This window comes from Nonomuraea spiralis (assembly GCF_014648435.1).
Classification (GTDB): domain Bacteria; phylum Actinomycetota; class Actinomycetes; order Streptosporangiales; family Streptosporangiaceae; genus Nonomuraea; species Nonomuraea spiralis.
In genome coordinates this window covers 353,828-366,658 of the sequence record NZ_BMRC01000004.1, presented here as the reverse complement: position 1 = coordinate 366,658, position 12,831 = coordinate 353,828, and the positions used below count along the sequence as shown (strand labels likewise).

Annotated in this window: 13 protein-coding genes, 1 tRNA gene and 1 pseudogene; 5 read left to right on the top strand and 10 right to left on the bottom strand. The window is 63.8% G+C overall.

Annotated elements, in window-relative coordinates; translation table 11 throughout:
* Positions 1 to 974 precede the first annotated feature (974 nt).
* The 3 genes from IEZ27_RS53805 (at position 975) to IEZ27_RS12015 (ending at position 1,926) form a co-directional block, all read left to right on the top strand.
* Positions 975 to 1,094 carry a DLW-39 family protein gene (locus tag IEZ27_RS53805; RefSeq protein WP_020542320.1) on the top strand — a complete coding sequence of 40 codons (120 nt, stop codon included), beginning with the start codon at positions 975 to 977 and terminating at the stop codon, positions 1,092 to 1,094.
* Positions 1,095 to 1,109: 15 nt separating this feature from the next.
* A complete protein-coding gene (locus tag IEZ27_RS12020; RefSeq protein WP_189647240.1) occupies positions 1,110 to 1,838 on the top strand; it encodes an HAD-IA family hydrolase in 729 nt (242 codons plus the stop codon).
* Positions 1,839 to 1,853: 15 nt separating this feature from the next.
* Positions 1,854 to 1,926 (top strand) — tRNA-Ala (locus IEZ27_RS12015).
* 41 nt (positions 1,927 to 1,967) lie between these two features.
* On the opposite strand, the gene IEZ27_RS12010 is transcribed toward IEZ27_RS12015, so the two are convergent.
* The 6 genes and pseudogenes from IEZ27_RS12010 to IEZ27_RS11995 form a co-directional block, all read right to left on the bottom strand.
* Positions 1,968 to 2,765, bottom strand: coding sequence for a tyrosine-type recombinase/integrase (locus IEZ27_RS12010; RefSeq protein ID WP_229823895.1), 798 nt, complete (start codon positions 2,763 to 2,765; stop codon positions 1,968 to 1,970).
* Positions 2,762 to 2,941: a tyrosine-type recombinase/integrase gene (locus tag IEZ27_RS53800; protein ID WP_229823894.1), complete on the bottom strand. Its 180-nt coding sequence runs from the start codon at positions 2,939 to 2,941 to the stop codon at positions 2,762 to 2,764. Before IEZ27_RS53800 ends, IEZ27_RS12010 begins: the two co-directional genes overlap by 4 nt.
* Positions 2,942 to 2,975: 34 nt before the next feature.
* Positions 2,976 to 3,398 (bottom strand): annotated as a pseudogene (locus IEZ27_RS55485) (helix-turn-helix domain-containing protein); the annotation flags it as partial.
* Positions 3,325 to 3,855, bottom strand: a complete 531-nt coding sequence (locus tag IEZ27_RS12005; protein ID WP_189647408.1) for a CbrC family protein — start codon at positions 3,853 to 3,855, stop codon at positions 3,325 to 3,327. The pseudogene IEZ27_RS55485 and the gene IEZ27_RS12005, both read right to left, overlap by 74 nt.
* A gap of 646 nt (positions 3,856 to 4,501) precedes the next feature.
* Positions 4,502 to 4,891: a DUF6463 family protein gene (locus IEZ27_RS12000; protein ID WP_379478585.1), complete on the bottom strand. Its 390-nt coding sequence runs from the start codon at positions 4,889 to 4,891 to the stop codon at positions 4,502 to 4,504.
* A 364-nt stretch (positions 4,892 to 5,255) separates the two neighbouring features.
* On the bottom strand, positions 5,256 to 5,768 hold the full coding sequence (locus IEZ27_RS11995) for a hypothetical protein (RefSeq protein WP_189647237.1): 513 nt from the start codon (positions 5,766 to 5,768) through the stop codon (positions 5,256 to 5,258).
* Positions 5,769 to 6,243: 475 nt separating this feature from the next.
* Between IEZ27_RS11995 and IEZ27_RS11990 the strand changes: the two genes are divergently transcribed.
* Together IEZ27_RS11990 and IEZ27_RS11985 are read left to right on the top strand one after the other, a co-directional pair.
* Positions 6,244 to 7,674: a M20/M25/M40 family metallo-hydrolase gene (locus IEZ27_RS11990; RefSeq protein ID WP_189647236.1), complete on the top strand. Its 1,431-nt coding sequence runs from the start codon at positions 6,244 to 6,246 to the stop codon at positions 7,672 to 7,674.
* A 108-nt stretch (positions 7,675 to 7,782) separates the two neighbouring features.
* A complete protein-coding gene (locus tag IEZ27_RS11985; RefSeq protein WP_189647235.1) occupies positions 7,783 to 8,181 on the top strand; it encodes a hypothetical protein in 399 nt (132 codons plus the stop codon).
* Positions 8,182 to 8,469: 288 nt separating this feature from the next.
* On the opposite strand, the gene IEZ27_RS11980 is transcribed toward IEZ27_RS11985, so the two are convergent.
* The 4 genes from IEZ27_RS11980 to IEZ27_RS11965 form a co-directional block, all read right to left on the bottom strand.
* Positions 8,470 to 9,051: a DUF6461 domain-containing protein gene (locus IEZ27_RS11980; protein ID WP_189647234.1), complete on the bottom strand. Its 582-nt coding sequence runs from the start codon at positions 9,049 to 9,051 to the stop codon at positions 8,470 to 8,472.
* 191 nt (positions 9,052 to 9,242) lie between these two features.
* The gene (locus IEZ27_RS11975) at positions 9,243 to 9,518 is read right to left on the bottom strand and encodes a site-specific integrase (RefSeq protein WP_189647233.1); all 276 of its coding nucleotides are present in this window, start codon (positions 9,516 to 9,518) and stop codon (positions 9,243 to 9,245) included.
* A 659-nt stretch (positions 9,519 to 10,177) separates the two neighbouring features.
* Positions 10,178 to 11,395 (bottom strand): hypothetical protein, encoded by a 1,218-nt coding sequence (locus IEZ27_RS11970; RefSeq protein WP_189647232.1) that lies wholly within the window; start codon positions 11,393 to 11,395, stop codon positions 10,178 to 10,180.
* A gap of 2 nt (positions 11,396 to 11,397) precedes the next feature.
* Positions 11,398 to 12,429 (bottom strand): hypothetical protein, encoded by a 1,032-nt coding sequence (locus IEZ27_RS11965; RefSeq protein WP_189647231.1) that lies wholly within the window; start codon positions 12,427 to 12,429, stop codon positions 11,398 to 11,400.
* Positions 12,430 to 12,831: the final 402 nt, after the last annotated feature.

Sequence of the window (12,831 nt, the reverse complement as noted above, 5' to 3'; positions counted from 1 at the left end):
ATCTCCCTGGTCCCTCGTTCCACTCTCTGCCCCAGAGTCTAACACCCTACCCCCCTAGGGTATGCAAGCCCGAGTTGTGAGATTCACATCACCCTCCCCGGACGCCCGCCCTCTCTCCCGTACGTCGACCCGCTCCCGCACCTCCGCCCACCTCTGAACGGCGGACCTGCGCGGGAGTGCGAACGCGAGCTCTGCGCCCGCCCCGGCCACCCTCATGGCACCGAGAAACGCGCCCCAAAGGACGCGGCCCGATGACCAGAACCCGGGACCAGAAGTCGGGACCAGGACCCGGGGACCGGGACGCGAGGGCCGGGACGCGAGGAGCATTGCCTGGATCCCATCCGTGAGCAACTGGCCCTTCGAGATGGCCTGGCCGTCATGACGGCCAGGCCGGGCACGAAGCGGATCTGGTGGCGAGCGCGAAGCTGATCTGGTGGCGAGCACGAAGCTGACCTGCTCGGTCGCGCTGACTTCGCCAGAGACCTGCCCTGCTTTTTCCGTATTCGCGTTCTTCCATATCCGCGCCAGTCAGGCCCGACCTCATCCACCGGCATGCAGGCCGGCATAAATGCCGACACCGGCCACCAGCGCTGGCATCCGCCCCATCGCTCCCCCAGGCGGTGTCGCCCCGGTCTTGACCGCGACCACTCCCTTCCCCCATACCCCCCGGTGGTGTCCCCAGGGTGAGCGGGAACGTGACCATCCCCTCTCTGGGGTACCTCGGTGCGCGAGGTGACGGGATATTTGGCATGATCGGGATGTTGTCCGAAGTGATTGGCAGGTTGCCCGGGACGGGGTGGGTATAAGCCGGGGTCAAAGGGGTGATCCAGGCCGGGCTGAAAGCTCGTTCTACGCACAAGCCGCACATCTGGTTCGTGCGAACACAAGGAGCACAGCCATCCCTTGCTAGGCTGCATGTCAACCGTTGGGTCTCACCCCGGCAGGTGAGGCCGTCGAAGAAGTGGGGTCACACCGTGAAGAAGCTGCTCGTTCTGGCGCTGATCGCCCTTGGGGGGTTGCTGATCTGGCGTAAGGTGCAGGCCGACCGCGCCGAGCTTGATCTCTGGACCGAGGCGACCGGCAGCGAGAACTAACCGACCGGCGAGGCGATGAGTGACGTCGTCCCCATCAAGCTGGCGTGCCTGGACCTGGCAGGCACCACAGTCGGTGACATCGCCATGGTCGAGCGCGCCTTCGCCGAGGCGATCGCCACCCAGGGCATAGTGCCCGGGACCGGAGCGTACGCGCGTGCCATGGTTCACGTGCACCGGTCCCGGGGCTGCCCCAAGATCGATGTCTTCCGGGGGATCTTCCCCGGTAACGAGGCCCAGGCCCAGGCGGCGAACCTGACGTTCGAGCGCTCCTACGAAGGTGCGCTGGAACGTGCCGGTCTGGTGCCCATGCCCGGAGTCCTGGAGGTCCTCGACAAACTCCGCGGCACCGGGATCAAGCTCGCCCTGATCACCGGTTTCAGCCGTACGACGTTGAGCCGCGTGCTCGGCGTCCTCGGCTGGCACGACAAGGTCGACCTCGCCATCTCCCCCGAGGACGCCGGCGGCCGCGGCCGTCCCTGGCCGGACATGGTCCTGCACGCCGTGCTCCGACTCGGCGTGGAGGACGTACGCCACGTGGCGGTCATCGGCGACTCGGAGAGCGACATGCTCTGCGGACGCCGGGCCGGAGCGTCCGTGGTGGCAGGCCTGATGACGGGGGTGCACAGCAGGGAGCGCCTGCTCAAGGGCGGAGCCACGCACATCCTGGACTCGATGGCGGACGTCCCAGGCTTGGTCCTGAGCGACGACCTCGGTACGACGCAGGTGGCTTCCTCGGCCCGGTAAGCTATCTTCGTCGAAGGGGCCTTAGCTCAGTTGGCAGAGCGCCTGCTTTGCAAGCAGGATGTCAGGAGTTCGAATCTCCTAGGCTCCACTCATACAAAAGCCCAGGTCATCGGCCTGGGCTTTTGATCTTTAGTGGGCCTTGTTCTGGGGTCGTGCCCGTTGCGTGCCTGATGTGCTGAGGGCTCCCCTTGCCAGCTCGTCGAGCTTGCGTGCCACCTCGCGTTGACGTTCGTCCGTGGAGTGCTGGTAGATCAGGGCGGCTCGGGTGCTGGAGTGGCCCATGCGGGCCCTCAGTTCCCGGATGGAGGCGCCGACGCTGGCGGCGAGGGTGTTGCCGGTGTGCCTCAGGTCGTGAAAGTGGATCTTCGGTAGGTCGGCGTCCTGGAGGGCCTTGGTCCAGACGCGGCGGTTGAAGTTGGTGTTGCGGAGCGGGCCGTTGTCGGGGCCTACGAAGATCAGACCGTCGTCGCCGTCAATGGCGAAGTCCTCCACGTGGGCCTTGAGTTCGTCGATGATCAGGTCTGGGATGGCGACGGTGCGCTTGCCGGCTGCTGATTTGGGGTCGGTGAAGGTGAGTCCCTTGCCGGTGATCTGGATGAGCTGGCGTTCCACCTTGACGGTTCCGGTGTCGAGGTCGAGGTCTCGCCGTTGGAGGCCGGTCAGCTCGCCCCAGCGGAGACTCGCGAATGTGCCGAGGAGGACCAGGGCGCGGTAGCGGGGTTCGATCACCTCGACGATTCGGTACACCTGGGCGACCGTGAGCACCGGCCTTTCAGGGGATTTCTCCTGGCCTGCGCCCTTGATCCGGCATGGGTTGCGCTTGATGAGCTGGTCGTCCACAGCTGCGGACAGGATCGCCTTGAGAGTCGGTATGCCTTGGCGAGAGTCACTTCGCTGACGCCGTTGTCGAGGAGCTTCTTCCGTCATTGCCGGACATGCGGCTCCTTGATCTCGCTGAGCGGCTTGTCCCCGAAGGTGGGCTTGAGGTGCGTGCGGAACAGGTAGCCGTACAGCTCGATCGTGCGCGGGCGTAGGTTGGGCCGTTCCTTGATCCAGTCGGTGGCGTACTTGCCGAAAGAAATCTTCCCGGCGTCCGAGCGCACTGACCAAGCGCTCTACCGTCTCGGGCGCTGGAAGCAACTGCCCGGTCTCGATCCGAGAGATCGTAGGCTGTGACACCTGCGTTCGGGCTGCAAGATCCTGACCAGTGAGGCCGGCTTCCCGCCGAAGCCTCCGCAGCAACTCACCCAGCGCCCTCAGCCGATCCCGCCGCTCGTCCACAGGGAGCGTTCTACCACCTGCCTGGCTCGAAGCGCGGGCACAAGCGCGGATAAGCAATACCTCCACAGAGGCCAAGGGCGCCCCCCACGCGTCCGGCGGTCGCTGGCCGTGCCGCGGCTCTTCGGCCGGGCGCGGCCCGCACCGCCACGCGCTGGTGGGGATCTCCAGCGTCGAGGTGATCGTGATAAACGTGATTGGGGCAAGGTCAGGTGTAGTCCGCGTACGCCATGTGGATCCCGCAGTTGCGGCACCTGAACAGATAACCGGTTGGGTTGCCATCCTTGTCGAGCGCAGCAAGGAAGCCATCTACTTGCTCGCAAGGCCATCCACCAGTGGATTCCTCGAAGCGCAGCATCTCCTGTGCATCCGGGTAAGCAACGAGTTCTGGTGCCCCGACTGCGCCGAGGTATGCAGCTCCGTCGCCACAGTGATACAGCCAACGGTTTCCCTGCCAAGTGGAGAAACCGGGAGTTCGGCGGCTGATGATTTCGATCTTCTCCGTTGGGACGCCGCTTGGGGCGTCATACCCATCCACGAACGTGGCGTCGAAGCGGACTGCGAGGCTTCCATCCGCGATGCACCAGGGGCATGGCTCGCTGGCGAGAGACTCGACGCAGTAGACCGGCCCTGTGTAAACGTAGCCCCGTTGTTCCCCACAACACACGCAGGTGGCATCAGATGCCGTCACCGATCCCGTATTGAGCGGGTCCGGGTGATAGGCGAAGTCGGGCAGCATGGCGACAGCGTATGCAGCGGACAGGCAGAGGGCGAAGATCATGCTGGCGTGACGCTTCCTCTCCTCGGGGCTGACTGCCTTGCGGTGCGGGTCCTCTCGCCGCTGGACACCTTCGGCTGAAGGCCGAGACTGTTAAGCAGTTGCTGACAACGGTCTCGGACGATCATGGATGCTGGTGGATGGACGGCACCATGTTCACACCGCGGCCAGTATGTCGAGACGGCAGCGAACAGCTGTGGATGTCTTGAGGGTTGAAGCACTGCCGAATTGTGCTTGTAGGTATCAAGGCGGTGGCGCGGCGTGCCGCCGCACCTCCGGCCCTCCGCCCGCCCGCCGTCCGGGCGTGCGGCCTGGGGGCCGGTCCCGAACGGCGGCGGGACACCGGGCCGGGCACCGCACGCCCGCCGCGTCGTACCAACCGGTCGCTCCGACCGGGGTTGCCGCGCCACCGCACAGATGCGACCCTCACGATCGCCACGGCATGGTCCGCCGCCGTACAAGTCGGGGGCGATCGACGGTCCAGGGCTTCGTTCTTCAGCCCTGGCCCACCGGGCAATGTGGTTGCGGTCTGCTTCCAAGCCAAGGCAAGTCCTTGAGCATTGCGATCAGCGGGAGCCGTTAGAGGTGGGCGACCGGCGAGACTTGCTCAGGACGAAGCGTGGGGGTGTCGTCTGGCGGTGATGTTCGCCGCAATGAGCAGCCCGGCCGGGACGGCTGCGAGAAGGAAACCGCTCGGTCCGATCAGGCTGACGGCCAGCGCTCCCCAGGCGAGGATCACCCAGCCGACATACCCGGGGACGTGTTGTCCCTGCCGCCCCGCCCGTGCCACCAGTAGTCCTAGCAGCACCAGCACCACGACGAATCCACCGGGCAGCGCCCAGAACGTTGCCACCGAGTCGCTGTCCGCGGCACGGTTGCGGAGGTCCCCGGCGAGCCAGCTAGACCAGGGAGCGAGGCGGGCGAACACGGCGGTGTGCGCCACGGCGATCAAGATCATGGTTCGGCCGGCCCAGATGGTGAGCCGACTCGGGGGCACGGACAATGCAGGTGGGTAGGCCGCGGGTGTAGTGCTCATGGTTGCCAGCTTCTCTGGGCCGCGGTCCGGCGTGACTCCCCCCGCAGGGGGATGCCGCTCCCTCGCTCCGGCGAGTGGCACAGGTGTGGCGCCTACGGGCGCAGCCGTGGTCGACTCTTTTCGCCATAGCGCCAGGATGGCAGTCACTCGCGCTCCAGATCTGCGCCGCCAGCCTGTACATGGAGGCCGTTCTGGGAGCCGCCTTGGGAGCCACCCGGACGGACGATCACGAACTGAGCCGAACGAACCTGAACGGCGGGGCGACGGCCGACCAGCCCGGCGAACGCGTCCGGACGGCTCTGAAGATCGTTTGCGGACCTACGGATCAGAAGGCCATGCTGTAACGCGCGTACTGGTCGCCAGGCGGAGTGAACTCCATGCCGTTCTCGTCAAGCGCGTTGTAGATCGTCATTTGGCCGTTCGGAAAGCCGAACCCTAAGGACGCGATCGTCCCCTCCACGAGATCCCTGTTCCTCCACATCAGCAGTTCCACTGCCGAACAAGGCTGCCCGACCAGTGCAGTGAGTTCATCCGGTACGTCGTCTCGCCACGCGAGGTGAAAGTCCGGCCAGTCCGGCGAGCGCGCTGGATTGATGGTGTTCCAGGTGATGGAGAGCTCGTCGAACTTCCAGTAGTTGATCTCGACCTGTTCGCCCTCGAAGTCCAGGAGGACCGGGCAGTCGGCGAACCACTTGTCCTCGTCAAGGTCCCACACCAGCAGCGCTCGGGTCAGTCGCCGGCCGACGAGGTGGCCCAGTCTCACCCCATGAGTGGCAGTGATCGCCGAGCGTTCGCTCAACCATTCCGGCCTGTATCCGGGGATTCCGAAGTTGAACATTCAGTGATTGTGCCGGATGCCGTCGCCGGGGCTTCTCGGGGCTGTCGGCCTCCGCTCACTCGGTGAGAGCATCAGTCAGGAGGCGAGACAGCCTTGCCGACGAAGTCTCGAAATGCTTCTAACACCTCACCGAGGTTCAGAGGCCCACGCGTTCCACCATTAGGCGGTCCAGTAAGGCCCCGGCAAGAGGCGTGTTGACGAGGTCGATCTTCAGGCGCCATCCCGGAGTAACGGCGAAGTTGCGATCCGTTGAGATGGGCGCCATCCCGAGCCAGCTAAGGCCGTCCCAAGAGGAACGGCCTTAGTGATTGAGCCTCTTGCTCCATACGTTCCAAATGATCGAGTTGTTCTCCAAGGGAGAGGTCCTGTCCGGTCTACTCCCGGTGAGCGACGGCCGATCATGGCCGGCAGCTTGTGGCTGGGCCGTCGTGCTCGCCGTGCGTGAGAGGCGCGGCGGTTGCGCCAGTATTACCACATGGACCATCAGAAGCTTCGCGAATCGATCAGTGAGGCCTGGGCGACGGACGTGCTGCCCAGCCTCTCCAGGTTGATCGAGATTCCCGCCGTGTCGTCCGCCTACGACGCCGCCTGGGAGGAGCACGGTCATCTACGGGCCGCCGTCGAGCACGTGCGGGACTGGGTGGCGTCGCGGGGCCTGCCCGACGCGCGGTGCGACGTAGTACAGCTCGACGGCCGCGCCCCGCTCCTGTTCGTGGACGTGCCCGCGACGCCGGGCGCGGCGGCGACCGGGACCGTCCTGCTGTACGGGCACCTCGACAAGCAGCCGCCGCTGGGTGACTGGTCGGAGGGCCTGGGTCCGTGGCAGGCGGTGATCCGCGACGACCGGCTCTACGGCCGCGGTGCCGCCGACGACGGGTACTCGGGCTACGCCGCCACGACCGCGCTGGAGGCCGTACGCGGGGCAGGCGGCGAACACGCCCGGGCGGTCCTGCTGCTGGAGACTGGCGAGGAGTCCGGCAGCCCGGACCTGCCCGCGTACCTGGAGCATCTCGCCGACCGGCTCGGCGAGGTGTCGCTGGTGGTCTGCCTGGACGCGGGCGGCGGAGACTACGAGCGGCTGTGGCTGACCTCCAGCCTGCGCGGCGCGGTGCAGGCGACCGTCACGGTGCGCGTCCTCGAGACGGGCATCCACTCCGGGCTCGGGAGCGGCATCGTGCCGAGCTCGTTCCGTGTCATGCGCCGGCTGCTCGATCGGGTGGAGGACTCGGAGACCGGTGAGGTCAAGGTGGCCGAGATGGCGGTGCCCATCCCGGAGGAACGGCGCGCGGAGGCGGCGGAGCTCGTCGCGCTCCATCCGGAGGTCGCCGTGCCCCGGTTGCCGCTGCTGCCGGAAATGAGGCGAGTCTCCGACGACGACGTCGAGCTCGTCCTCAACAACACCTGGCGGCCGACCCTGTCCGTGACCGGCGCCGGCGGGCTCCCGGACCCCGCGGTGGCGGGCGCCGTGCTGCGGCCCTGGACCTCCTTCCGGCTGAGCTTCCGCCTGCCGCCCTCGGCCGACGCCGAGGCGGCGCGGGCCGCGCTGGAGAAGATCCTCACGACCGACGTGCCGTACGGGGCGCACGTCGAGGTCGGCGACTTCATGGTCCTGAACGGCTGGCACGCGCCGACACCGGCCCCATGGCTGGCCTCGGCGTTGCGGCAGGTCGGTGATCGCGTGTTCGGGAAGCCGTGCCAGAACATGGGCATCGGCGGCGGGATCCCCTTCACGGAGATGCTCGGCAGGCGGTATCCGCAGGCGCAGTTCGTCGTCACGGGCGCGCTCGGTGCGGACTCGAACGCGCACGTTCCGGACGAATGGCTGCACATCCCGTTCGCCGTACAGGTCACCGAAGCGGTCGCGCACCTCCTCGACGCGCACGCACGCGCCGGTGGGCATACCTGACCCGATCAGAAGGGGGGCAGCAGGACCGGCCCATACTGATCGTCGAAGTTCAGCAGAGCAGTTACCTCGATATCGACCTGGTGGTCCCTGATCACCAATAGTCACGTTGTGCGTCTTCTCTTGAGGTCCGCCTTGGCAGGGGCTGTGGTGGCGTTATTACTGCTGCTTCTCCTCCAGTGGCCGACCCGTGATTCGGATTCTGAGCTCAAGCTGGTGATGGCGTTCGCGCTGGCGCCGTTCCCGCTCAGCATGGTGGCTGCTCTGCTGGCCCGCTTGCCTGCGTGGCCGATCGTTGGGCTGGTGGCGCCCTTCGCCATGCTGGGGGTCGCCCTCATCCAGCCGGATTACGACCCCTGGGTGTCCGATGAGAATCTCTCGCTCTCCCTCCTTATAGCGGTCCCTGCAGTTACCGGCTTCATGCTCACGGCCCTGCTCTTTGCTCTGCTCATAGGAAAGACCGCCGGCCCGCTGGCAGTAGACGCAACGAAGGGTGACACCGTCGCCTGACGGTTCTGCCTCAGCGTGGCCCCGTGCAATAAGCGTGCAGTGATCATGGAGTCGGCAGTAGTGAAGCATCGTCATGCCGCAGATAGAGGGCGATCTCTCGAACGGAACGGGCACGCGCTGCAGAACCGTCGGCTCAGCCTACGCAAGTACGGACCTTGCACCTGCCACACCAGCAGAAGGAGAGCTTCACCGGCGGAAACGCGATGAGTGGCCTCTTTGTTTGATCACCCGTGAGTGCCAGGGCCCCATGTGTTCTCACTGGCCGCCGAACGTGGCATCGAGGACACTTCAGCCGACGACGCCGCTCGTGAGTGCTCCTTTCACAATGTCCGGGGTCAGTACCACGCCGGTCAACCGGGCCGCGAGAAGAAGCGCTCCGGACGCCGACGACGGCGCTTCGGCACCGATTCCGAGTCCGTCCTCCGGATCAAGGCCCGCCTCCCTCATCAGGTCGTTGAGCCGATCAGGATCGCTTCCGTGCCGCTGCCCTGGAATCTCTGGGTTGAAATAGGTGACCAACTCCCCGTCCACCGCGTAAACGAAGTCGTCGGACGCGTAGTCGTGCCTCAGGACCGTCACGGCCACGGTCCCGGCCGAAAGAGCCTGAGCCTTGTCGGCTTCCGTGCACGTCCACCCGCTCTCCTCGATGAGCACGGTCCAGTCGCCCACTCGCCCCGCGAGGACGGTCTCAGGAAAGAGGCCATCGTCCATCAACTCGTCATAGGTGAGCGGACGCATGCTCTCCGGGTCAGCGTCCAGCCGGAGAAGCGCCTCCACCTCGCTGACTCCGCGCACGAAGGTCAGGCACCACAGATCGCCCAACTCGTCGTCTTCGGCCAGCCAAGCAACATCGGCGTAGGTGAACGCCATCCGCAACACCCTCATCTATTGATCGTCGTGCCATTAGCGTGCCATTGAAGACAGTCAGCAGCGGTCGATCACGGCCACTCGCGGATCGTCCTCAGCGCAGGTCGAGGCCGTTGTGTCTGGCGATCAGGCCGGTTTGCAAGCAGGATGTCAGGGGCCGAATCTCCTAGGCTCCACACATACAGAAGCCCAGGTCATCGGCCTGGGCTTCTGATCTTTAGCGGGCCTTGTTCCGGGGCCTTACCCGATGTGCTGAGGGCTTCCCTTGCTGGCTCGTCGAGCTTGCGTGCCACATCGCGTGGCCGTTCGTCGGTGGAGTGCTGGTGGATGAGCGCGGCGCGGGTGCTGGAGTGGCCCATGCGTGCCATCAGTTCCCGGACGGAGGCGCCGGTGCCGGCGGCGAGGGTGTTGCCGGTGTGCCGGAGGTCGTGGATCTTCGGTAGGTCGCCGTCCACGGCGAAGTACCTCATGTGGACCTTGAGTTCGTCGGAGATCAGGTCCGGGATGACGACGGTTCGCTTGCCTGCCGCTCACTTGGGGTCGGTGAAGGTGAGTCCCTTGCCGGTGATCTGGATGAGCTGGCATTCCACCTTGACGATTCCGGAGTCATGCGGCGGCGCGCCGCGCCGCCGCATGCCCTGCGTTGACGTCCCCGCAGCCAGCCAACGCGTCGCCGTTACCCATGGCTGAACCATCTGGCGCCACAATCGACTGGTCGAGCTGCCGCACACGCTTCTCTAGCCAGTGAGCCAGTCCAGGTATCCCTGCGATCCGTCACTCAACGACCGGGGCATCCTTTATATCCTGGCTAGTTCGCTTCCGCGCCAGGCATACGACTCCGGCAACAATCTTGAGCAGAATGCTCAGCGACAGAAACACCCACATCCCTGTCAGCCAAGCACCCGGCATGGGCCCGCGAAACCCGGAGAGCCCGAACACCACACCAGCCCCGCTCCACCCACAGAAGATGAAGTTGCACGCAGACCCGAGCTGATACCAAAAGGATCGCCGCACATCCATGCCGCCAACCCTCCCGCTTCATCAGGAGATATGGATATCGTCAGAGGATGGCTGTGCAGCAGCATGGCCCAGGGTAGCCTTGTTGTCAATCTGAAGGTGGTATATCAATTTAGGAGTTGATGTAGAAGCCGGCTATCGTGGACTGATAATTCAGATGAGTAGAGATAATGATCTTACCGTCGATCTGTGCGATCGTCCCGAAGGACCATTGGTCGGTCTCCAGTGGTGGTAGGCGGTGCAGTTGCCAGTCGTCGGAAGAAAATGACTTCACCCAGACCGCTGGGTGCTCGACGTTTCGCGCCAAGTCTCCAATCGATCCGGTGACCAGATAGTTAGCTCCAACCGTAAAAGCGCTCCCCGGTTCAGCCAAGCTCCCTTTGGGCACTGGAAGAGGGCGCAACTCGGCCCAGGTCCGCCCCTCGTCTTTCGTGAGATAGCAGACGGCTTCTATTTTCTCACTATGAGAATCCTCCTCCTCGGACTCCCTGGGCATGTCGATAATTCCCTGATCTTCCACTGGCTTGTATCCCGCCAACAACACCTGGGAGTTGATCGTCGTCATGCCTGAAACCACGACAAGCTCCGGTATCGTCACCAAACGTGGTGGGAGTGCTCCTTGTATCGACAGGAGGCTGAGTCGGGTCTTCGCTGTAGGTTTATTCTTGCAGGCTGCCACAGCAGAGGTGCCGAAAGCATCGCCGAACAGATTCTGTGGCCCGCACTTCGTGAAGGGGTTCGGGACTGCTTCCCAACGCGTCGATCCAACTCGTGAGAGCCAGATGTCGTCATTCATGGCCAGGACACCTTCTTCTGTGGAGGCTGCATAAGGCGCCATGAGATAGTGCCTGCTTGGGACGGGCGGAAACCCTGTCCAGTTGACTCCGTCACTCGACTGAAGCGCAAATGCGTGATCCAATCCGCTGTCTCGTGCAGCGAGACCGAGCAGCAAAAAACCGCTCCCCCGGCGAATGAGCTTTGCTTTGAGCTGGGATATTGGAGCCTTCCGTGTAACGTGAAGATTGCCGATGCGCCAGTCGAATCCGTTCTTGGAGTACCAGGATCTGAGAGTGACCACGCCCGAGGATCGCGTGTCTCCGACGGCAATGAGCATATCTCCTGATTGCGCGATCGAGTCCGGGGAGAACGCACCTCCTTCGACATTCATTTTCTCGGTCGGCACGTATCTCCAGCTGTCTCGTACGGGAGCGTCTTCGTAAGGAGAGAGCGCGCACCCTGCGACGAGTGGCCCCGATAAAGCAATGGTTGCGACCAGATACCTCAGGAAATAGACCATGCTTTTTGCGGGAAAACCAAAGTGTTCATCCATGTTTACCTGCCGCAGTTCCCGCCAGTAGCTTCTACAGTCCGCCCGACGCCTGACTTCGCCGGGACGATGTCGTAGATCGGGACTCCGGCGATGCCGCCGGCAGCAAGCAAAGGCTTCTTCTCGGAGCCGATGGTTTGCTCCGTCCGTACTCCATCCACCGAATATTCCACCTTTAGCATCCATCGATATAGCCCCGAGCACGCCTCCACCACAAGGGGAACGGTGATCGACTTCTCCATGCTGACTGGGAAATCCCGGATCTTGGGTCCGCTTGCTGCCGAACTGTCAAACTTCTTCTTGCCCTTGACGATCAGCAACTTCGAATGCTTGAGGTCGAGGAGGAGGTAAGGGGAATCATCACCACCGCCGCATCCCTTGCTCTTTTGCAAGACCCATGCGACACGCGGCTTGTCCTCGACCCCCAAAATAATCGGAGATATGCTGTGGACGACGACATTGCGGTTCTTTTTCGCAGAAAAACTCAGGACGATGCCACCCGCGTCCCATGCCATACCGCCGGCGCTTGCCACTGTCACCCTCGGATCTTCGCGGAAGGTGAATGAATAGCTTCCAAGGGAGCGCCCACCCGCCTGCATGGCCACCGCCGTACGGACGTCGCAGTCACTCATGATCGGCCATTGGTACTCAATGTCGAGGGCACTGCTGTCAAGAAGGTCGTCCACATAGACGCCGAATTCTGGGAAGTACCGGTTGACGATGGGGCCGAGCACGTTCGTTGCAGCGAAACTTGCAACTCCAATGGCGACAACTCCGAGGGTCAGCCCGGAACTGTTCACGGCTCCCACTGTGGACTGTGCCGCTCCGGCGTTGCCGGATGAGGCGACATCTGTATCAGTTCGACCGATACGGTTCTTCCTGAGATTCTTGACCAGCAGGAAAAGTGTCATTGCAGCAAGCAGGGCCGCGGCTACAGACAGCACAGCCCTGACAGTGGTCGACAGGTTCAGTGTCTGCACCACCGCGATACCGGACGCGAGCAGAATGACTGCAATGAGCAGGGCGCGCAATGACATCGATTGTCTCTATCGTGGTCCATCGCCGGCTGAGACGGAGCACTATAGCGTGTCGATCATTTCTTTTGCAATTGCGTAGCAGGCGATTTATTCTGGGCGTTAAGGCTTATATCCGTCACGAACGTGAATATCCGACCGTGTCGGACGCGTGTTGTAGTCAGACACAGGGCTGGATCGGCGATCTGGCAGACGTGCTCCCCAGGCGCGACGAGCTTGCTGCATCGCGTGGGCAACAACCTAGAAGGCAAGGCCCGCTCTACACCGTGCCGAACCTCGACAGCTTCGTCCGCCTCGCGAAGCTGAATCCGCGAAGAGCTGAACCCCGACGCTCCATTGTTGAACAGCCTCGTTTCGTCGGTTGTCGGCGTACTTCTTGATGTGCGCAGGCGAGTACGAGCATGT